The organism is Acetobacter papayae JCM 25143 (genome assembly GCF_000613285.1).
Taxonomy (GTDB): domain Bacteria; phylum Pseudomonadota; class Alphaproteobacteria; order Acetobacterales; family Acetobacteraceae; genus Acetobacter; species Acetobacter papayae.
On record NZ_BAIN01000024.1, the window covers coordinates 1 to 18,633 of the forward strand.

The following is an 18,633-nucleotide window of genomic DNA, read 5'->3' on the forward strand; positions in this document are numbered from 1 at the left end:
CCGCCTTGTAGTGGATGACGATGTGCTGTCCCTGCTCGGCACGGATGACGACGATGACACCCTATCTGATGATGATGACGACGCGACCTGCCCCTGACACCAGACTGGCACTAACACCGGATCGTTCCTGACACGCAGGAGCCGGGGCAGAACAAGCCCCGGCAGACCGGGTGCGCATACGCGCAGCAGACATAGGATAAGCGACTGGGCAAAGCGCTGTTGGCGCTGGTATTGGGGCGATTTTCGAGGCATAAGCCTGTGTCATGAAACTTCGCTTCGCGCCCAGCCCGACCGGCCTTCTGCATGTTGGCAACGCCCGTCTTGCCCTTGCCAACGCCCTGTACGCCCGCCGCCATGGCGGCCAGTTCCAACTGCGGATTGACGATACCGATACCGCCCGCTCACGCGAGGAACTGGCCGATGCCCTGCGGCAGGACCTGCAATGGCTCGGCATTAACTGGACGGAAACCTTCCGCCAAACAGACCGGCTGGATCGGTACGAACGCGCCATAGAAGCGCTCAAGGCATCGGGGCGTCTGTATCCGTGCTTTGAAAGCGAGCAGGAACTGGCCACCAAGCGCGAACACCAGATCCGCCAGCGCCGCGCGCCGATCTATGACCGCGCAATGCTCAAAATGACACCGGGCCAGCTCGCTCAGGCTCTGGCCAATGGCAAAACGCCTTACTGGCGCTTCAAGCTGTCGGATAACACCATTATCCGCTGGCGCGATCTGGTCATGGGGGACTGTCAGGTCAAACTGCCCTCCATTTCCGACCCGGTGCTTGTCCGTGCCGATGGCACGGTGCTGTATACCCTCGCCTCGGTGGTGGATGACCTTGAAACCGGTGTGACGCATATCATCCGTGGTGAAGATCACGTCACCAATACCGGTGTGCAGATCGACATCGCACAGGCGCTGGGCGCGCGGCCGGATCATTTCCGCTTTGCTCATCTGCCACTGCTGCTGGATGAAAACGGCGGCAAGCTGTCCAAGCGTTTTGATGCATGCTCGCTGCGCACCCTGCGTCAGGACGGCGTAGAGGCCGAGGCGCTGGTGGCGTATCTGGCCCGCCTTGGCTCGTCGGAAGACCCCGTGCTGCTGCCGTTTGACGAACAGGCGGCGGTCTATGACCTTTCACGCATTTCGCGCTCGGCCGCACGGTTCGACACCCGCCAGCTTCTGGCCCTGAACCATAAACTGCTGGCCACCCTGCCTTTCAGCACCGTGGCAGACCGCCTGCCGCAGGGATCGACCGAAGCGTTCTGGCACGCCATCCGTGGCAATATCGAACTCCTGTCCGAAGCACGGCTGTGGTTTCAGGTTGTCATGGAAGACATTATTCCCCCCGTTCAGGACGGTGAGGATGCCTTTCTGAGCGAAGCCGCATCCCTGCTTCCGCCCGAACCGTGGGATGAAACAACATGGAAAAGCTGGACAACCGCCCTGCGTGAAAGCACGGGCCGTTCAGGCAAGGCCCTGTTTCACCCGCTGCGTCTGGCCCTGACCGGGGAGGAACAGGGGCCTGAACTGCGCGACCTGCTCCCTCTGATGGGGCGCGCACGCGTGCTTTCCCGCCTTAAACCCGGCGCCTGACAGCGCCGGTTCGTTTCATCCCTCGCCAGCGGGAGCAGTCGCCCCATCAGACCGGAAAGGCCTCGTCATGCCCTCAAGCGTCACCCCCTTGCAGACCTCCCTGTCAGCCATAAAGCTGCCCGTAATCGGCGCCAATGACGCGCTGATTATCGTGGATGTGCAGAACGATTTCCTGCCCGGTGGCGCTCTGGCCGTACCGGAAGGGGATGCCATTCTGCCGGTTGTGAACGCACTGGCGCAGGAGCCTTTTGGCATGGTGGTTGCCAGTCTGGACTGGCACCCGGAGCAGCATTCCTCCTTCACTCCGGACGGCCCATGGCCCGCGCACTGCGTGGCACAGACACCGGGTGCCGCTGTTTCCGAGGCACTGGAACTGCCACAGGGCACCCTCTTTGTCCTTAAAGGACAGGATGCCGCCCAAGATGCCTATTCCGCCTTTGAAGGCCAGACCACCGAAGGCGCGCGGCTGGCTGAAACGCTGCGTCAGCACGGGATCGAACGGGTTTTTGTCTGCGGTCTCGCGCTTGAATACTGTGTTCGCAACACCGCTCAGGACGCTGTGGCGGAAGAGTTCAACACCTTTTTGCTGACTGACGCCACACGCGGGCTGGAAGCCTCCCCCGCCCCGACCCTGCGTGCCCTGAACGATGCGGGCGTGACACTCTGCCATAGCTGAGTGCATGTAAGGCTGGGTGGTGCGTCCAGCCTTACGTAATCAGACCTTCGGGGTGGCGTTTACCGCCTCGCGGCGGACTGGTTTCCAGCGGTTGAGCAGCAGCGAGTTGCTCACCACCGAAACCGAACTCATGGCCATGGCCGCCCCGGCCAGAACCGGGTTCAGCGCGCCCAGTGCGGCCAGCGGCAGGCCCAGAAGGTTATAGATAAACGCGAAAAACAGGTTCTGACGGATTTTCCCTACCGTTGCATGCGAGAGGGTTATCGCATCCACCACGGCCATCAGGTCGCTGCGCACCAGCACCACATCCGCCGTTTCCAGTGCTACATCTGCCCCAGCACCAATGGCGAAGCTGACATCGGCCGAGGCCAGTGCCGGAGCATCGTTTATCCCGTCGCCCACCATACCCACACATAGCTTGCGCCTTTTAGCCGGGTGATTTCCGCCGCCTTGCCATCGGGCAGAACACCTGCACCACCTCGTCAATCCCGACCTGATGGGCCACGGCCTGTGCAGCCCGCTCGTTATCACCAGTGAGCATGACAACACGCAGGCCGCGCGCACGTAGGGCGGTTATAGCGGCACGCGCTTCGGGCCGGATTTCATCCGCAAGGGCGAGATAACCGAGCACCGCCTGCTCTCGCGCCACCCCGATAACCGTGCGCCCCTCCGCCTGCCATGCCTGCACCAGTGCGGTATCCACCACGCAGCCATTCTGGCTCAGAAAATCGGACGAGCCCAAGCGCACCACCTGCCCGCCCACGCGCGCGCTTACCCCCTGCCCCGGTACGGCCTTGAAATCTTCCACCGCCACGGGGGCAATGCCTGCGGCACGGGCATGTTCCATGACAGCGCGGGCCAGCGGGTGCTCTGAATTCTGTTCCAGCGCGCAGGCTAGACGCAGAAAATCATCGGACTGGATGCCTTCCGCCGTCTGGCTGGCCACAACGCCGGGCTGGCCGCGGGTGAGCGTGCCGGTCTTGTCCGTAACAAGCAGGTTCAGCCTGCGGGCCTGTTCCAGTGCATCGGCGTTGCGGAACAGAATACCCGCCCGCGCACCCAGCCCTGTACCCACCATAATGGCCGTTGGCGTGGCCAGCCCCAGCGCACAGGGGCAGGCAATCACCAGAACCGACACGCCGTGGACAAGACTTACAGTAGCAGAGCCCGTAACCAGCCATGTTCCGGCAAAGGTCAGCACCGCAAGGGCCAGCACCGCAGGCACAAAAACCGCAGATACTTTATCTGCCAGCCGCTGCACGCTGGCTTTGCTGCCCTGCGCCTGCTGCACCATCTGCACGATACTGGCCAGAACGGTCTGCGCGCCCACCTTGGTCGCCCGCACGCGCAGGGCACCTGTCTGGTTGAGGGTTCCGGCAAAAACCTCCGCTCCCGCTGTCTTGGCCACCAGATTGCTCTCGCCGGTGAGCATGGCCTCGTTCACTTCAGAGGCCCCTTCCAGCACAGCACCATCCACCGGCATGCTTTCTCCGGGGCGGACGACAAACACATCGCCTATGGCAAGCTGGTCAACACTCTCATCCACCACACCGCCGGGGCGCTCGACATGCGCCATACGGGGCTGAAGCCGCAGCAGGCTGGCCATACCTGCACCAGCACTGGCCTTGGCCCGGGCCTCAAGCAGGCGACCCAGCAGAACGAGCGTTACCACCAGCGCGCTGGCCTCGAAGTAAACAGGCTGATCGAGTTTCATGAGCGTAACCGCGGCACTGAAAACCCAAGCCACACCCGTACCCATGACCACCAGCACATCCATATTGGCGGAGCACCGCGCACGGCATGCCATGCTGCGCGAAACAGGCCACGCCCACACCCGAACAGCACCACACCCGCCAGCACAAGTTGCAGCATGCGGGGCATGTCCATCATGGGCAGACCCACCATCATGATAACCATCTGCCCCACAAAAGGCAGGCTGAGTATTGTGGCGAGCCCAAACTCCCACAGCGCCCGCTGCCACACACGCTGCTGCGCACGGGCATCGTCCTGAGCGTTCTGCTCCTCATAAACACGGGCGCCGTATCCGGCTTTTTCCACGGCGGCAATCAGGGCTGGCACCTCCACCACCCCGGGCACGAATGTCACATGGGCCCGCTCCGTTGCCAGATTGACGCTCGCCTGCACGGAAGGCAGGGCGTTCAGCACTTTTTCCACCCGCCCCACGCATGAGGCGCAGGACAGACCGCTCAGGCTCAGGTCAAGATTGCGAGTGGTAGGGGCAAAGCCCGCCTGCCGGACTGCTGCCAGCACATCCACCATATCCGCATGCCCATCAGACAGGGAAACCTGCGCGCGCGTCGTGGCGAAATTGACCGAGGCCTGCACGCCATCGAGCCGGTCGAGCACTTTTTCAAGCCGGGCCGCGCAACTGGCGCAGGACATTCCCTCCACCGGAAAGCTGATGGTCTGCTCCATGATCGCACGCGCTCCTTCTGCCGCCAGCGCCGTGGGTAATGGCGCGCTTTCATTTGCTATATATGCCCCCATGGGGTATATTCAAGCCATGTCCCGCCTTGTGATGAGCCTTGTCGTGAGCGTTCTGGGCCTGCTGTTTACAGCGGTTGTCCCGGCTTTTGCTCATGCAGCCCCCATGCAGGCTGAGCACGCCATGGCCATGCACGCAGCGCTGCCTGCCCTGCCGTGCCATGGCAACACTCTACAGGAAACGGCTAAGCCTGAGCGGGCCATGCATGCGCACGGCCTGTCCCAACAGGCCAGCACCACACCGGGTATCCACGCACTGAGCCAGACAGGCGGGGTCGATACCTGCCTGCATGCAGCCCACACCACGCATGAACACGCCATGCCCTGCTGCACAGCCTCGGGGCAAAGCCCAGTTGCAACGGCAGGAACCTACCAGCTTGCCGTTCTGCGCCCTCTGCCCACGGCCAGAGTGCGGTTGCCCCATGCCCATGCTCTCCCCGCCGGGCAGGGCGTAACACCGCTGCTCCCCCCACCCAGACCCTCCATCGCCTGAACAGAAACCCGAAGCGGTATGACCGATACCGTGCTCGGGGTCTTTTTCCGGTTCGCGCTGTGCCTTGCGGCATGGCGGCCCTGATGGATGGATATGATGCCTTCTCCCTTTCCTACCCTTGCGGGTAGACTTTCGCGCCGCCGGTTCATAACCGGTGCTGGAGCGCTGGCGGGGCTAAGTGCGCTGCACGCACCGGCACGCTTCGCCAGCGCCATGGATGCCCCCGTACTCCCGCCCCTGCCTGCCGGGCATATTCCGCAGCAGTCCGCCAGCACGTTCCTGCTGAACATTGGCCATACCCCTGTGCATGTGCTGAGCAAGCCGCAGATGGCCCCCACGGTCAATGGCAGCATGCCCGCCCCCACCCTGCGCTGGCGCGAGGGGGACGAGGTGAGCCTGCATGTTCACAACACGATGGATGAGGAAACCTCCATCCACTGGCACGGGCTACGCTGCCCCGCCAACATGGACGGCGTGCCGGGGCTGAGCTTTGGCGGGATCGCACCGGGGCAGACTTTCACCTATCGTTTCATGCTCAAGCAGAGCGGCACTTACTGGTACCACAGCCACTCCAACATGCAGGAAGCCAAGGGGCTATACGGCGCGATTGTTATCGACCCCAAGGACGGGGAAAGCCGCCATTACGACCGGGATTACGTAATTGTCCTGTCAGACTGGTCGGATGTCGAACCGTCAGACATTATCAAAAACCTCAAATTCCAGAGCGACTACTACACGTTTCGTCAGCGCACGGCGGCATCTTTCTTTCCCGATGCACGGCGCGATGGTGTGCTGCCTGTACTGAAAAACCGCATGCAATGGGCAGGTATGAACATGTCGGCCACCGACATTTCAGATGTCAGCGGTATTATCTACACCTATCTGATGAACGGGCAGACCCCGCACGCCAACTGGACCGGGCTGTTTGCTCCTGGTGAGCGGATCAGGCTGCGGTTTATCAACGCGTCCGCCATGACGTTTTACGATATCCGTATTCCCGGACTGCCCATGACCATCATCCAGTCCGATGGCAATGACGTGGAGCCCGTGCAGGTCGATGAATTCCGTATCGGGGTTGCGGAAACCTATGACTGTATCGTGGTGCCTCAGGCCACGCAGGCCTACACGATTTTTGCCCAGAGCGAAGACCGCACAGGCTATGCGCGCGGCACACTGGCCCCCCGCGCGGGTATGAGTGCCGCCATTCCGCCCATGGACCCACGCCCTGTGCGCACCATGCTGGATATGGGCATGGGCTCAGACATGAAAATGGGCGGTATGGACATGAAAGCCATGGCCCATCAGCCAAAAGCCGACACCCCTCCACTCAATGTGGAAAACCAGAACGTGGCCGCCATGCCTGTCAACCGTCTGGCAGATCCCGGAGACGGCCTGCGCAATAACGGCCGCCGGGTTCTGAGCTATGCAGACCTGCGCGCAACCCGCCCCGCCAGTGACCCACGCCCGCCCTCGCGCGAGATCACCCTGCACCTGACTGGCAACATGGAGCGCTATATCTGGGGGTTTGACGGACGCAAGTTTTCCGAAGCCGAACCCATTCCCCTGCGGCTGGGCGAACGCGTGCGCTTTGTGCTGATTAACGACACCATGATGGAACACCCCATTCACCTCCACGGCCTGTGGAGCGAACTGGAGAACGGTCAGGGCGCCTATAACCCGGTCAAACACACCATTATCGTGCAGCCGGGTAGCCGCCTGAGTTATCTTGTTTCGGCCGATACACCGGGATTATGGGCCTATCACTGCCACCTGCTCTATCACATGGACCTTGGCATGTTCCGCACGGTGGTGGTGTCATGAAAAACCTGCCTGCCTGCACCCACACAACCCGGCTTCTGGCGGGGCTTCTGGCCATTCTGCCATAGCCCTGTCCGGCCCACGCACATGGGCCGCCACCGCCGAACCTCCGAACCATGCGCACGCCATGCCGAAAAAGCCCATGTCAGGACACGCCATGTCCGACATGGACGATATGGATGACATGGAAGGAATGGACGGCATGGAGGATATGGATAAGCCAGCCGCCCCCGCCAAAGCCGCACAGCCCCATACACCGGACAGCCGCGCGCAACGCTGCCTGCCCCAACAGCAAAACCATGGCACCTATGGACGCCATGCCGGGCATGGCCATGCCCCCCTCTGCGCCGGTTGCCGCAGGCAAGACACATGTTAGCCTGCCCCCTCTCAGCCCCAGCACGCGCTGGCCCGCAACGCCGCCCCCGGTGCCAAAGGTGCGCTACATCCACAACATGCCGCCGGTGATGGACCACAACACCTATTTCCATATTCTCATGGAACAGCTCGAAGGGCGCTATGCGGCGGGTGACAGCCTGTTCCGCTATTCCGGTCAGGCGTGGTTCGGCACCGACCATGACAAGCTGTGGATCAAATCGGAAGGCACGGTAGATGGCCACCGCACCATGAGCGATGGTGACCATGAACTGCTCTACGACCACGCTATTTCCACCTATTTCGACCTACAAGCTGGCACCCGGTTGGACCTTGATAGCGGGCCGGTGCGCGCATGGGGCGCGGTCGGTGTGCAGGGGCTGGCGCTGTATTTCTTTGATGTATCCGCCACAGCCTATTTCAATGCCGATGGCGTGGCGGGCAAGCTGGAAGGCTCATACGACCTGCTGATTACCAACCGGCTTATTCTGCAACCGCAGGCGGAACTGAACTTCTATTCCCGCACGGACCCGGCCCGTGGGGATAGTCAGGGCTTTTCCTCCATCGATACGGGTTTGCGCCTGCGCTACGAGTTCAAACGCAAACTAGCCCCCTATATTGCCGTAACCTATGCGGGCAATTACGGGGCCGCCGCGCGCTCACCTTCGGCTACACGCACCACCCCGGCCAATGGGCCGGAAGATGTGCGGTTCACCTTCGGGCTGCGCACATGGTACTAGCCTTGGGGCTGCTATTTTATTGAACTCTTACGGTTTTCAGCAGAACGATGCCCCGCAATGGGTATTGTCTCTGCTGAAGGCCCGATCATAATCAAGCCTAGCCAATAAGCAGGCCCCGGTGGCCGCAAGCCTGCGCAAAGCGGACACCGGAACCTGCGGGCAGCCCTCACACACACATGCGGGGGCTGCCCCTATGCTTCAGGCCGTTTTGGCAGCAGCCGCAGCGCGTGCGGCATTCTTTTCTTCCTCGGTCCAGACCTTACGCTCGCGCTTTACCTGCGGCTTGACCTGCTTGACCGGCCCACCACCCAGCACGGGCGGGCGCATGGTGGAATGCTGCGCATCATCCGAATGCCACGGGTGATCAGCCTGCACGCTCAGGGTGCGGCCAATTTCACGTTCCACGTCATGCAGCCATGCGCGCTGTTCGGCATCACACAGGGTTACGGCAAAGCCGCTGCGGCCCGCACGGCCTGTACGGCCAATACGGTGGACATAGCTTTCTGGCAAGCTCGGCAGATCGTGGTTGAAAACATGCGTGACCGTATCAACATCAATCCCGCGTGCCGCAATATCCGTGGCCACCAGAACCTGTGCTGCACCAGAGCGGAAGGCATCAAGCGCGCGCTCGCGCTGCCCCTGCGACTTGTTGCCATGCAGGGCCTCGGCCGTAATACCTGCCTCGGTAATGAAAGAGCAGACCTCGTTGGCAATGTTCTTCTGCAAAGTAAAGACCACAGCCTGCCCGATGCCCGGCGTGCGCAGCAGAGAAAGCAGTGCGTCCTTCTTGTCCGCCGCATTCACGAACATGACCGACTGCTCGATCCTGTCGACCGTGGTTGAAGGCGGAGCAATTTCGACCTTAGCCGGATCGCGCAGGAGGCTTTCGGCCAGTGCCGCGATGGATTTGGGCATTGTCGCGGAAAACAGCAGGGTATGCCGTTCCTTGGGCAGCGTTGCGACAATCCGTTCGATCGGCTTGGCAAAGCCCATATCTAGCATCTGGTCGGCTTCATCCAGCACCAGCGCCTCAAGCTGCGACAGGTCACACAGGCCCTGCTCGACCAGATCAAGCAAACGCCCCGGTGCCGCAACGATAATGTCTACCCCGTCCTTGAGCGCATTGACCTGATGCACCTGACTGACACCGCCAAAAATCGTTGTCACGCGCGGTTGCAGATAGCGCCCGAAACGCTCGAAACCATCGGCAATCTGCGAAACCAGCTCACGCGTGGGGGCCAGCACCAGCACACGGGCACCCCCGCAGGGGCCGGCCGGGTGTCGCGGCAAGGCGGTGCAGCAGCGGCAGCGCAAAGGAGGCGGTCTTGCCCGTGCCTGTCTGGGCCATACCCAGCAGGTCGCGCCCTTCGAGCAGAATCGGAATGGACCCGGCCTGAATGGGCGTGGGGGCGGTATAGCCCTCATCATCCAGTGCACGCAGCAGAGGCGGCGCCAGTGAAAGGTCGGTAAAGGTCATGGACATGCTCAGACAACGCCTCCGGCGCCGGGTAAAGCTGCGCCTGTTGGGGCTTCGCTGATTCGGAATGCGGACTTTTACGGGGGCCACCGCACCGCGTCAACGCAAAGCGCCCGAGCGACGCACTGGTGTCACACAGCCAACCGCACTGCCTCTAAAGCCAACCTCGGCAAGCCGCGCCATGGTGTCAGAAACGCGCGGATGGATCGGCAGAACGGGTACCGCACACCGGCTTGGAAAAAAGCGCAAACCCGTTTTAACAAATACAGCAACATGGATTCAGAAGAGGGCTTTATAGAGAGTCTTCAAAAAACCACAGTTTTTTCGAACTCTTTCCCTGCCAGATGAACAGTGTCCATTTTTCTTGCCACGGGATTGGAACCTTTTGCACTGGGGAATAGTATTTTAAGATGTGATGCAACAAACAGGAGAGACAACGTGCGTTTACTTTTGGCTATTTTCCTTCCCTGGCTGCAATTTTTCACTATCGGGCGGCCGATTGCAGGCATTATCTGCCTGATTTTGCAGATCACCCTGCTCGGCTGGATTCCTGCGGCAATCTGGTCCGTTTACGCGCTCAGCCAGTATAAGACCGACCAGAAAATCGAGAAGCTGAAACTGGGTCTGTGATTCTGCCTGCAAGGTGCCGATGATGCGTTTGTCTCTATTGGCCGCTCCTGTGGCGGCCCTGATGCTGTCAGCCCCCCTCGCCATGGCCGAGGATGCACCGCGCACCCTGAGTGTCGATATGCAGGATGCGACATTCGCCAAGCGGGTTGGGGCACTGTTCGGCAAGGTCGAACAACCCGGCTGGCTCAAAAGGGCGACCGAGAGCGCACCTGTTGAGGTGACAATGGACGGCAAGCCCTACACCGTCCTTTTGTCCTGCAAGCAACATGATTGCAGAAATCACCAGTTCGTCCTGATGTTCAACGACAAAACCATGTACGGCCTACGGTTCGAAACCAAAGATAACAGCCCGCAAGAAGAACTGACATGGCTGAATATCGGCGGCGGGCCGGAGAGCATTGACGGAAAAACCATCCTCTATGCCGCAATCACGGGCAGCCTGTACAATCACCCGGCAGTGTTCCAGAGGCCTCAGGGACAATAAACGGCTCTATCCCTTATACTCCTTATGCCACGTGACATAAGGAGCGATACCAGAACAAGGCTGTATATTCCTGTCAGAATCGCTTAAACTGACCGGCATGAACGCTCAACAGCCCGGCACCACATCCCAGCCCGATATAGGCGGCTGCGCGGCCTGCTCCCCCTCCGAGCAGGCGGAAGGCAAACAGGTTGTACAACCTGACAAGACCGCCCTGATCAACCGCCTGCGCCGGATCGAAGGACAGATTGGCGGCATTGCAGGCATGGTGCGTGACGACCGCTACTGTGTGGATATTCTGACCCAGCTTTCCGCCGTGCGCTCAGCCATAGATGCGCTGAGCATCCGCCTGCTGGAAAACCATGCCAGAGGCTGCGTGCGCCACGCCGTACAAGACAATGGCGGCGATGAAACGCTGGAAGAACTCATGGGCGTTATTCGAAAGATGATCCGCTAGAAAGCGCCTACAGGGCTTTCCATGCGGCCAGTGCGCGCGCACGCGCCATGGCATGATCCACAATCGGGGCGACATACCCCCGGCATCCCGTCTCCCACGGTGTGTGGATATCCTTGTCGGACAGATGCGCGATTTCGGGCACCCATGACCGGATATACGCACCCTGCGGGTCGAACTTGCGTGACTGCAAAACGGGATTCATGATGCGGAAATACGGTGCGGCATCCACGCCGGTACCCGCCCCCCACTGCCAGTTCATCGGGTTACTAGCTGGGTCATAGTCCACCAGCGTATCTGCAAACCAGCGTTCGCCCTCACGCCAGTCGATCAGCAGATGCTTGACCAGAAACGACGCCACAACCATGCGCACCCGGTTGTGCATGACCCCTGTATGCCACAATTCACGCATACCGGCATCCACCAGCGGGTACCCTGTCTGCCCATGTTGCCATGCCGCCAGCCCCTTGGGGTCTGTGCGCCACGGCATAGCATCAAACTCCGGTCGCAAATTGCGGGATGCAAGATCGGGCGTCTCAAACAGGAGCGACCATGCAAAGTCGCGCCAGCCCAGTTCGGTCAGAAATTTTTCCGGGTTGGGACGAGCTTGCGCGCTTTCCCACACCCGCGCGGGGCTGACATGGCCAAACCGCAGGAAAGGAGACAGGCCGCTTGTGCTTTCCTTTGCCGGGAAATCGCGGGTCTGGGCATAATCTGCCTGATCATACTGGCAGAAATCAGCCAGTTGTGCGCAAGCCTGCGCCTCGCCCGGCACCCAGGTCTCACGCAGCCCTCCCGCCCAGTCCGGGGTCGTGGGGAGAAGACCATACTGTTCCGGCGGCACGCGCAATGCTTCGAGCGCCGGAACTGGCGCTGCAAAAACCAGCTTTTCTGGCGCAGGCCGCAAAAAAGCCTGCACTGGCAGTGTGCAGGCCGCCCGCCAGAAGGCAGTGAATATTTTATAGGGCGAGCCTGACTGTGTGCGCACAGTCCATGGTTCATGCAGCAATGCCCCTGCAAAACTGCGGGCCACAACACCCTGCCCCTGCAAAGCCGCCTTGATACCCGTATCTGTCTCGCGCCCATGCGGGTCATACCGGCGGTTCCAGAACACCGCACCAGCCCCTGTTGCCTGCACGACAGTCTCTACCACGCTCTGGGCTGGCCCCCGCAGAACATGCAGGTCTCCACCTTTCGCGCGCAGGTCGGCCGCAAGAGCGTGAATGGCACCATCCAGCCACCACTGCGCCGCAGCCCCCATGAGCGTGGTCTCATCAAGGATAAAAAGGCAGATCAGCGGTTGCCCACGCTGCACAGCCTCATGCAGGGCCTGATTGTCCGCCAGACGAAAATCCTCGCGAAACCATACGAGTGTTGGAGAAACAGTCATGGCTTTTCCTGCATTACCTGTAACGGACAGTATGATAGGGGCGGGTTCTGGCGCGCAGCCCCTCTGGCTTTATGCCTGCCCGGGCGGGCTCCCACCATAAAAAAGCCCCTTCCCGTCATCAAACGGAAAGGGGCCATGCCACAAACTGGCGGAACCATTCCAGCCTTGCGGGCCGGAACAGAAACCCGGATCAGTTCTTGGTCTTGTCAACCAGACGAGACTTGGAGATCCACGGCATCATGCCACGGAGCTTGTCGCCCACGGCTTCGATCTGGTGGGCGTCGTTACGCGCACGCGTGGCCTTGAAGAACACGTTGCCGGACTGGTTTTCCAGCACGAAGTTACGCACGAAGGTGCCGTTCTGGATATCCGTGAGGATGTCCTTCATGGCCTTCTTGCTTTCAGCCGTGATCACGCGCGGGCCGGACACATACTCACCATACTCCGCGGTGTTGGAGATGGAGTAGTTCATGTTGGCAATGCCGCCTTCGTAGATCAGGTCCACGATCAGCTTCATTTCGTGCAGGCATTCGAAATATGCCATTTCAGGAGCGTAGCCCGCTTCAACCAGCGTTTCGAAACCAGCGCGGATCAGCTCGGCAACACCACCGCACAGCACGGCCTGTTCGCCGAACAGGTCGGTTTCGACCTCTTCCTTGAAGGAGGTTTCGATCGTGCCTGCACGGCCACCACCGATAGCGGAAGCATAGGACAGGGCGATATCCAGAGCCTTGCCGGACTTGTCCTGCGCAATAGCCACCAGGCAGGGCACGCCGCCGCCACGCTGGTATTCAGAACGCACGGTGTGGCCGGGGCCCTTGGGAGCGATCAGGAACACGTCCAGGTCAGGACGGGCTTCGATCAGGCGGAAATGGATGGAAAGACCATGCGCGAACGCCAGAGCGGCACCCTGCTTCAGGTTCTTTTCCAGCGATTCCTTGTACAGCGTGCCCTGACCTTCGTCAGGCGTCAGCACCATGACAACATCAGCCCAGGCAGCAGCCTGATCAGGCGTCATGACGGTAAAGCCTGCATTGCGTGCCTTTTCAGCCGCAGCAGAGCCTTCACGCAGGCCGATGACGATTTCGGAAACGCCGCTGTCCTTGAGGTTGTTGGCATGGGCATGGCCCTGGCTGCCATAACCGATAACGGCCACCTTCTTGGACTTGATCAGATTCACATCGGCGTCACGATCATAATACACGCGCATAGCCATATTTACTTCTCCTTCAAACCGGAGACTCCCTCCGGCGTTGCTGCCTGCTATACTTCAGAAGTTCTGAATTGTCTTCGGTCCGCGGCAAATTGACGCCACGCCGGTACGAGACACCTCGACCAGGCCGAGCGGACGCATCAGATCGATGAAACTGTCCAGCTTGTCGGATGAGCCGGTCAGTTCAAACACAAAAGACGTGGCGGTTGTGTCTACCGCCCGTGCGCGGAACGCCTCGGCAATCCGCAGCGCTTCGGTGCGGGATTCACCCGAGGACACCACCTTAACCAGCGCCATTTCCCGCGCGACATACGGCCCCGCATCCGACAGATTAACCACGCGCGAGACCGGCACCAGACGCTCGATCTGCACCTTGACCTGCCTGATGGCCGAGGGCGTACCCGTGGTGACGATATTGACGCGCGATGTGCTGCCCTGCTCGTCCACCGGGGCCACGGTCAGGCTCTGGATATTGTAACCGCGGCCCGAAAACAGCTCCACGATACGAGCCAGCGCGCCGCTTTCATTATCCACCAGAAGCGAGATCACGGCGGAACCGGAAATTTCCTGCTGCATTGTTCAGTTTCCCTGAAGACAGACCAGAATACGCAAAATGGAAAACACGCTGCTCAGACCAGCATGCGACCTTCCGTGCTGATTTCGGCCCCGCTGCTTTCCTGCTCAGGCCCCAGAATCATCTCGTTATGGGCGGCCCCTGACGGGATCATGGGAAAGCAGTTCTCGCCTTCCGCAACGCAGATATCGACCATCACCGGCCCGTCATGTGCAAGGGCCTCACGGATGGTGTTATCCAGCTCATCCAACCGGGTGACACGCAGGCCGCGCCCATGGAAGCTTTCAGCCAGCTTCACAAAATCAGGGAGGGCATCGCTATAGCTTTCGGAATAGCGTGAGCCGTGCAGCAGTTCCTGCCACTGGCGCACCATGCCCATATAGTGGTTGTTGATGATGAAAATCTTCACCGGCAGACGATACTGCGCAATCGTCCCCAGTTCCTGAATGTTCATCAGGGTTGAGGCTTCGCCCGCAATATCCATTACCAGCGCATCCGGGTGGGCAATCTGCGCCCCCACGGCGGCAGGCAGGCCGTAGCCCATGGTGCCCAACCCGCCCGATGTCAGCCAGCGGTTGGGATTATCAAAGCGGAAAAACTGCGCCGCCCACATCTGATGCTGCCCGACTTCGGTGGACACATAGGTGTCGCGCCCGGTCTCACGCGCCAGCTCGTAAATACGGCTGATGGCCTGCTGCGGTTTGATAACGGCATCATCCGCACCATCCTGAGTGAAGCGCAGGCAGTCGATCGCGCGCCAGCCTTCGATCTGCGCCCACCATGCGGCCAGATCAGCCTCATGTGTTGCGGCAGGCGTGCGCTCCCACTCCTCGATCATCATGTCTATGACAGCGCCCACATCGCCCACGATGCCTTCATCCACCCGCACGATCTTGTTGATCTGCGAAGGGTCGATATCGACGTGAATCTTGAACGAACCGGGCGAGAACGCATTGACGCGGCCTGTCACGCGGTCATCAAAACGGCTGCCGAGGGCAATCAGCACGTCACAGCCATGCGTGGCCAGATTGGCCTCGTATGTGCCGTGCATGCCCAACATGCCCAGAAAACGCTTATCCGTGCCGGGAAAAGCCCCCAGCCCCATCAATGTGGAAGTAATGGGGAAACCCGTAACATCCACCAGCCTGCGCAAGGCTTCGCTGGCCTGCGGCCCGGCATTGATGACCCCCCCACCCGTATAGAACAGCGGACGCTTGGCGGCTTTCATGGCGGCAACCGCGCGGATAACACTTTCGCGCTCGGGCTGTATCTGCACCTTGGCCGTACGGGGGCTGATATCCTGTGCGCTCACATAGGGCGCATCGCCCACGGTGATGTTCTTGGGCAGGTCCACCAGCACCGGGCCGGGACGGCCCGAGCGTGCGATGGCGAAAGCCTCATGCACAGCGGGAGCGAGGTCTTCAGGACGGCGCACCAGATAGTTATATTTGGTCACCGGCCGGGTAATGCCGGTTGTGTCTGCCTCCTGAAAGGCATCGTTACCGATCAGAGCGGTGGGCACCTGCCCGGACAGGCACACCAGCGGGATGGAATCCATCATCGCATCGAGCAGGCCGGTCACGGCATTGGTCGCCCCCGGCCCACTTGTGACCAGCACCACCCCCACCTTGCCGGTGGAGCGGGCATAGGCTTCCGCCGCATGCACGGCAGCCTGCTCGTGCCGCACCAGAATGTGGCGGATATGGTTCTGCCGGAACAGGGCATCGTAAATAGGTAGGACAGCCCCACCCGGATACCCGAAGATAACCTCCACACCCTGCTCGACCAGCGCGCGCATCAGCACTTCCGCGCCGGTCAGGGCGGTGGTGGTCTGGGCGTCCGTTGGGGACTGGGTAGTGGTTGACATCATGGTATCCTCAATAGCCCCTGAAGTGGGATCAGGGGGTTTGTTTATGCCTTGTGATTACAGGCGTCAAGCCAAGCGCAAAATAAAAGAGATGATTCCATGCAATTTTCTTTCCGAAAATTGCGCGACATTCTCAAAACACGTATCAACATTGCATGTACAGTCTGGCTCAGCCAGAGCATGGTGTGCAAACCATGTCGCCTGACGTTTGGTATAACGCCCCGTGGCCTGCACGGCGAGCCGCATGGCCTCATCCTGCGTTATACGGCCTTCGAGCATGGCCGCCAGTTCCGGCACACCATGGGCACGCATGGCAGGCAGAGCGGGGTCGAGCCCCTGTACCAGCAGAGCGCGCACTTCATCCACCGCACCAGCAGCCAGCATGGCTTCAAACCGGGCCTGTATGCGCGCGCGCAGCACCGTGCGCTCCGGCGCAAGCCTTACCGCCACAAAACGACAGGCAGCAGGCGGCAACCCCGGCTGGGCCTGCCACCAGCTCAGGCTGCGCCCCGTAGCGCGCCAGACCTCCCACGCGCGGGTAATCCGCTGGGAATCGGCAGGTTGCAGGCGCGCCGCCGTTTCAGGGTCCACACTGGCAAGGCGGGCATGCAGGGCGGGGGCTCCATCCTGCGCCATGGCCTGCCGGGCTTCATCCCGCACGGCCTGCGGGCATTCGGGAATCGCGGCCAGCCCATGGGTCAGCGCACGGAAATACATCCCTGTTCCGCCACATAGAACCGGCAGGCGGCCCGCACCCCATGCCTCCTGCATGGCCTCAAGCGCATGGGTGCGCCACCAAGCAACGCTCCCCGTGCTGGAGGCAGGCAGAACCCCATAGAGGCGGTGCGACACCGCCTGCTCCTCCGCCACACTCGGGCGTGCGGTCAGCACCCGCAGGTCTTTATAGACCTGCATGGAATCCGCATTGATGATGGTTGCCCCTACCCAGCCTTTTCCTTCACGCCCATGCTCGGCCAGCGCGCGCGCCACCGACAGGGCCAGTGCCGATTTGCCCGAGCAGGTTGGCCCCGCCACCACCAGCGCCACGGGCGCGCCCTGCGCCATGGAGCAGGAAGGACGGATTTCAGAAAGTGTCATGGGGTGTTCCGCTTGCTTCATGCCCGCATTCCTGCCACACACCCTGCTGCCATGACGAGCCTTGTTCTGACCCTTGTCGCCCGGCGTGAGGAAACCTCACTCGCCGCCCAGACCATTGCCCTTGCCCGCGATATTGTTCTCGCGCAAGGCGAAACGGTCGTACTCAGCCCTGCGGAAGCCGTGGATATTCCCTGCCCGCAGACAGCCCGCGAAAGCCTGCCCGCCCTGCATGCAGCCATGGAGGGGCAAGCCATTGACGTGCTGCTGACCCCGGCTGCCAACCGCCGCAAGCGCTTACTGGTTTCCGACATGGACAGCACCATTGTCGCCAATGAAACGCTGGACGATCTGGCAACCCATGCCGGGCTGGGCGAGAAAGTAGCCGCCATTACCGCGCGCTCCATGAATGGTGAACTCGATTTTGCCACCTCGCTGCGTGAACGGGTGGCCCTGCTGCGCGGCCTGCCCACCTCCTTGCTGGAAACGGCGTGGAAGGATGTCATCCTCAACCCCGGCGCGCTGGAAATGGTGCGCACCATGAGCGCCTTTGGGGCCAGAACGGCGCTGGTTTCAGGCGGGTTTACCTTCTTTACCGCGCGCGTGGCGGCTCTGTGCGGGTTTGATGAACACCACGCCAATGTGCTGCTGATGGATAAAGCCACCGACAGCCTGACAGGCGAGACCGCCCAGCCCGTACTGGGGCCGGATGCCAAGCTGCACCTGCTTGAAACCCTGCAACAGAGCCACAACCTGCCCGAAGATGCGGCGCTGGCCATTGGGGATGGCGCAAACGACCTGCCCATGCTGCACAGGGCTGGCCTTGGGCTGGCATTCCATGCGAAACCTGTTGTGCGGCAGGCCATTACCAACCAGATCAACTACGCTTCGCTGCGAGCAGCACTGTTCGCGCAGGGTTATCCGGCATCGGTTTTTGTGAGCGCCTGAACTCAGGCAGGATCAGGCACAGCCGCTCTGGATAAGACGAATCGGCGCCGGGCTAAAAGAGACTGGCAGCCGTACAGGAAAGGAATGACCATGCAGTTCGACCCGCGTGACGTTTCAACCTATCCGTTCATCCGTGCAAGCTGTGTCGTGCTGGGCCTGTTTCTGGTGAGCTACTGCCTGCATTTTGCCCTGACGCTGCCACCCGGTTCCCCCGAATTTGTCATGCGCCACATCGCGGCCCTGATTGTGGGCACGCTGCTGCTACTCGGCACGATCTGGATCTGAGCGGCCACGCGGGCTGAAAA

The 18,633-nt window shown here is 61.0% G+C and carries 17 protein-coding genes and 2 pseudogenes; 10 read left to right on the forward strand and 9 right to left on the reverse strand.

The window, feature by feature from the left end; translation table 11 throughout:
- Positions 1–263 precede the first annotated feature (263 nt).
- Both gltX and JCM25143_RS07640 read left to right on the forward strand, forming a co-directional pair.
- Positions 264–1,595: a glutamate--tRNA ligase gene (gltX, locus tag JCM25143_RS07635; RefSeq protein WP_025860618.1), complete on the forward strand. Its 1,332-nt coding sequence runs from the start codon at positions 264–266 to the stop codon at positions 1,593–1,595.
- A 67-nt stretch (positions 1,596–1,662) separates the two neighbouring features.
- Positions 1,663–2,271: a nicotinamidase gene (locus tag JCM25143_RS07640; protein ID WP_035370716.1), complete on the forward strand. Its 609-nt coding sequence runs from the start codon at positions 1,663–1,665 to the stop codon at positions 2,269–2,271.
- 39 nt (positions 2,272–2,310) lie between these two features.
- On the opposite strand, the pseudogene JCM25143_RS17835 reads toward JCM25143_RS07640, so the two are convergent.
- A pseudogene (locus JCM25143_RS17835) lies at positions 2,311–4,707 on the reverse strand (heavy metal translocating P-type ATPase).
- 88 nt (positions 4,708–4,795) lie between these two features.
- On the opposite strand from JCM25143_RS17835, the gene JCM25143_RS07650 reads away from it, so the two are divergent.
- Together JCM25143_RS07650 and JCM25143_RS07655 are read left to right on the forward strand one after the other, a co-directional pair.
- On the forward strand, positions 4,796–5,269 hold the full coding sequence (locus JCM25143_RS07650; RefSeq protein ID WP_148300047.1) for a hypothetical protein: 474 nt from the start codon (positions 4,796–4,798) through the stop codon (positions 5,267–5,269).
- A 96-nt stretch (positions 5,270–5,365) separates the two neighbouring features.
- Positions 5,366–7,090 carry a copper resistance system multicopper oxidase gene (locus tag JCM25143_RS07655; RefSeq protein ID WP_025860622.1) on the forward strand — a complete coding sequence of 575 codons (1,725 nt, stop codon included), beginning with the start codon at positions 5,366–5,368 and terminating at the stop codon, positions 7,088–7,090.
- Here the strand turns inward: JCM25143_RS07655 and JCM25143_RS22315 are convergent.
- The gene (locus JCM25143_RS22315) at positions 7,085–7,231 is read right to left on the reverse strand and encodes a hypothetical protein (RefSeq protein ID WP_234395108.1); all 147 of its coding nucleotides are present in this window, start codon (positions 7,229–7,231) and stop codon (positions 7,085–7,087) included. The two genes, JCM25143_RS07655 and JCM25143_RS22315, sit on opposite strands and share 6 nt — an antisense overlap.
- Before the next feature lies 1 nt (position 7,232).
- Positions 7,233–7,388: a hypothetical protein gene (locus JCM25143_RS21965; protein WP_159101611.1), complete on the reverse strand. Its 156-nt coding sequence runs from the start codon at positions 7,386–7,388 to the stop codon at positions 7,233–7,235.
- Between JCM25143_RS21965 and JCM25143_RS07665 the strand changes: the two genes are divergently transcribed.
- Positions 7,387–8,199 carry a copper resistance protein B gene (locus JCM25143_RS07665; RefSeq protein WP_234395109.1) on the forward strand — a complete coding sequence of 271 codons (813 nt, stop codon included), beginning with the start codon at positions 7,387–7,389 and terminating at the stop codon, positions 8,197–8,199. The genes JCM25143_RS21965 and JCM25143_RS07665 overlap by 2 nt on opposite strands.
- 198 nt (positions 8,200–8,397) lie before the next feature.
- On the opposite strand, the pseudogene JCM25143_RS17840 reads toward JCM25143_RS07665, so the two are convergent.
- Positions 8,398–9,682: pseudogene (locus JCM25143_RS17840) on the reverse strand (DEAD/DEAH box helicase).
- A gap of 432 nt (positions 9,683–10,114) precedes the next feature.
- Between JCM25143_RS17840 and JCM25143_RS07675 the strand changes: the two are divergent.
- The 3 genes from JCM25143_RS07675 (at position 10,115) to JCM25143_RS07685 (ending at position 11,244) form a co-directional block, all read left to right on the forward strand.
- A complete protein-coding gene (locus JCM25143_RS07675) occupies positions 10,115–10,306 on the forward strand; it encodes a YqaE/Pmp3 family membrane protein (protein WP_025860626.1) in 192 nt (63 codons plus the stop codon).
- 82 nt (positions 10,307–10,388) lie between these two features.
- Positions 10,389–10,790, forward strand: a complete 402-nt coding sequence (locus JCM25143_RS17845) for an Ivy family c-type lysozyme inhibitor (protein WP_159101612.1) — start codon at positions 10,389–10,391, stop codon at positions 10,788–10,790.
- Between the two features lie 97 nt (positions 10,791–10,887).
- Positions 10,888–11,244, forward strand: a complete 357-nt coding sequence (locus tag JCM25143_RS07685; protein ID WP_025860629.1) for a metal-sensitive transcriptional regulator — start codon at positions 10,888–10,890, stop codon at positions 11,242–11,244.
- A gap of 7 nt (positions 11,245–11,251) precedes the next feature.
- Here JCM25143_RS07685 and JCM25143_RS07690 read toward each other — a convergent pair whose 3' ends face one another.
- The 5 genes from JCM25143_RS07690 to miaA all read right to left on the reverse strand — a co-directional run bounded on the left by JCM25143_RS07690 (position 11,252) and on the right by miaA (position 17,383).
- A complete protein-coding gene (locus tag JCM25143_RS07690) occupies positions 11,252–12,631 on the reverse strand; it encodes a cryptochrome/photolyase family protein (RefSeq protein WP_025860630.1) in 1,380 nt (459 codons plus the stop codon).
- A gap of 190 nt (positions 12,632–12,821) precedes the next feature.
- Positions 12,822–13,841, reverse strand: coding sequence for a ketol-acid reductoisomerase (gene ilvC, locus JCM25143_RS07695; RefSeq protein ID WP_025860632.1), 1,020 nt, complete (start codon positions 13,839–13,841; stop codon positions 12,822–12,824).
- A 60-nt stretch (positions 13,842–13,901) separates the two neighbouring features.
- Entirely contained in the window at positions 13,902–14,420 is a 519-nt protein-coding gene (gene ilvN / locus JCM25143_RS07700; RefSeq protein WP_025860634.1) for an acetolactate synthase small subunit, read from the reverse strand.
- Between the two features lie 53 nt (positions 14,421–14,473).
- Positions 14,474–16,285 (reverse strand): biosynthetic-type acetolactate synthase large subunit, encoded by a 1,812-nt coding sequence (gene ilvB / locus JCM25143_RS07705; RefSeq protein ID WP_025860635.1) that lies wholly within the window; start codon positions 16,283–16,285, stop codon positions 14,474–14,476.
- 66 nt (positions 16,286–16,351) lie between these two features.
- Entirely contained in the window at positions 16,352–17,383 is a 1,032-nt protein-coding gene (miaA, locus tag JCM25143_RS07710) for a tRNA (adenosine(37)-N6)-dimethylallyltransferase MiaA (RefSeq protein WP_408735029.1), read from the reverse strand.
- A 51-nt stretch (positions 17,384–17,434) separates the two neighbouring features.
- Here miaA and serB point away from each other — a divergent pair, with 51 nt between their 5' ends.
- Together serB and JCM25143_RS07720 are read left to right on the forward strand one after the other, a co-directional pair.
- On the forward strand, positions 17,435–18,328 hold the full coding sequence (serB, locus tag JCM25143_RS07715) for a phosphoserine phosphatase SerB (RefSeq protein ID WP_025860637.1): 894 nt from the start codon (positions 17,435–17,437) through the stop codon (positions 18,326–18,328).
- A gap of 84 nt (positions 18,329–18,412) precedes the next feature.
- On the forward strand, positions 18,413–18,613 hold the full coding sequence (locus JCM25143_RS07720) for a hypothetical protein (RefSeq protein ID WP_234395110.1): 201 nt from the start codon (positions 18,413–18,415) through the stop codon (positions 18,611–18,613).
- The last annotated feature ends 20 nt before the right edge of the window (positions 18,614–18,633 follow it).

Bases quoted from the DNA above. Each gene is read 5' to 3' on its own strand.
- serB (WP_025860637.1), top strand. From the start codon at position 17,435: ATGACGAGCCTTGTTCTGACCCTTGTCGCCCGGCGTGAGGAAACCTCA.
- JCM25143_RS07640 (WP_035370716.1), top strand. From the start codon at position 1,663: ATGCCCTCAAGCGTCACCCCCTTGCAGACCTCCCTGTCAGCCATAAAG.
- ilvB (WP_025860635.1), bottom strand. From the start codon at position 16,285: ATGTCAACCACTACCCAGTCCCCAACGGACGCCCAGACCACCACCGCC.
- ilvN (WP_025860634.1), bottom strand. From the start codon at position 14,420: ATGCAGCAGGAAATTTCCGGTTCCGCCGTGATCTCGCTTCTGGTGGAT.
- JCM25143_RS07690 (WP_025860630.1), bottom strand. From the start codon at position 12,631: ATGACTGTTTCTCCAACACTCGTATGGTTTCGCGAGGATTTTCGTCTG.
- JCM25143_RS07685 (WP_025860629.1), top strand. From the start codon at position 10,888: ATGAACGCTCAACAGCCCGGCACCACATCCCAGCCCGATATAGGCGGC.
- JCM25143_RS22315 (WP_234395108.1), bottom strand. From the start codon at position 7,231: ATGGGCTTTTTCGGCATGGCGTGCGCATGGTTCGGAGGTTCGGCGGTG.
- JCM25143_RS07665 (WP_234395109.1), top strand. From the start codon at position 7,387: ATGGCACCTATGGACGCCATGCCGGGCATGGCCATGCCCCCCTCTGCG.
- JCM25143_RS07720 (WP_234395110.1), top strand. From the start codon at position 18,413: ATGACCATGCAGTTCGACCCGCGTGACGTTTCAACCTATCCGTTCATC.
- miaA (WP_408735029.1), bottom strand. From the start codon at position 17,383: ATGACACTTTCTGAAATCCGTCCTTCCTGCTCCATGGCGCAGGGCGCG.
- JCM25143_RS21965 (WP_159101611.1), bottom strand. From the start codon at position 7,388: ATGGTTTTGCTGTTGGGGCAGGCAGCGTTGCGCGCGGCTGTCCGGTGT.
- JCM25143_RS07650 (WP_148300047.1), top strand. From the start codon at position 4,796: ATGTCCCGCCTTGTGATGAGCCTTGTCGTGAGCGTTCTGGGCCTGCTG.
- ilvC (WP_025860632.1), bottom strand. From the start codon at position 13,841: ATGCGCGTGTATTATGATCGTGACGCCGATGTGAATCTGATCAAGTCC.
- gltX (WP_025860618.1), top strand. From the start codon at position 264: ATGAAACTTCGCTTCGCGCCCAGCCCGACCGGCCTTCTGCATGTTGGC.
- JCM25143_RS17845 (WP_159101612.1), top strand. From the start codon at position 10,389: ATGGCCGAGGATGCACCGCGCACCCTGAGTGTCGATATGCAGGATGCG.
- JCM25143_RS07655 (WP_025860622.1), top strand. From the start codon at position 5,366: ATGCCTTCTCCCTTTCCTACCCTTGCGGGTAGACTTTCGCGCCGCCGG.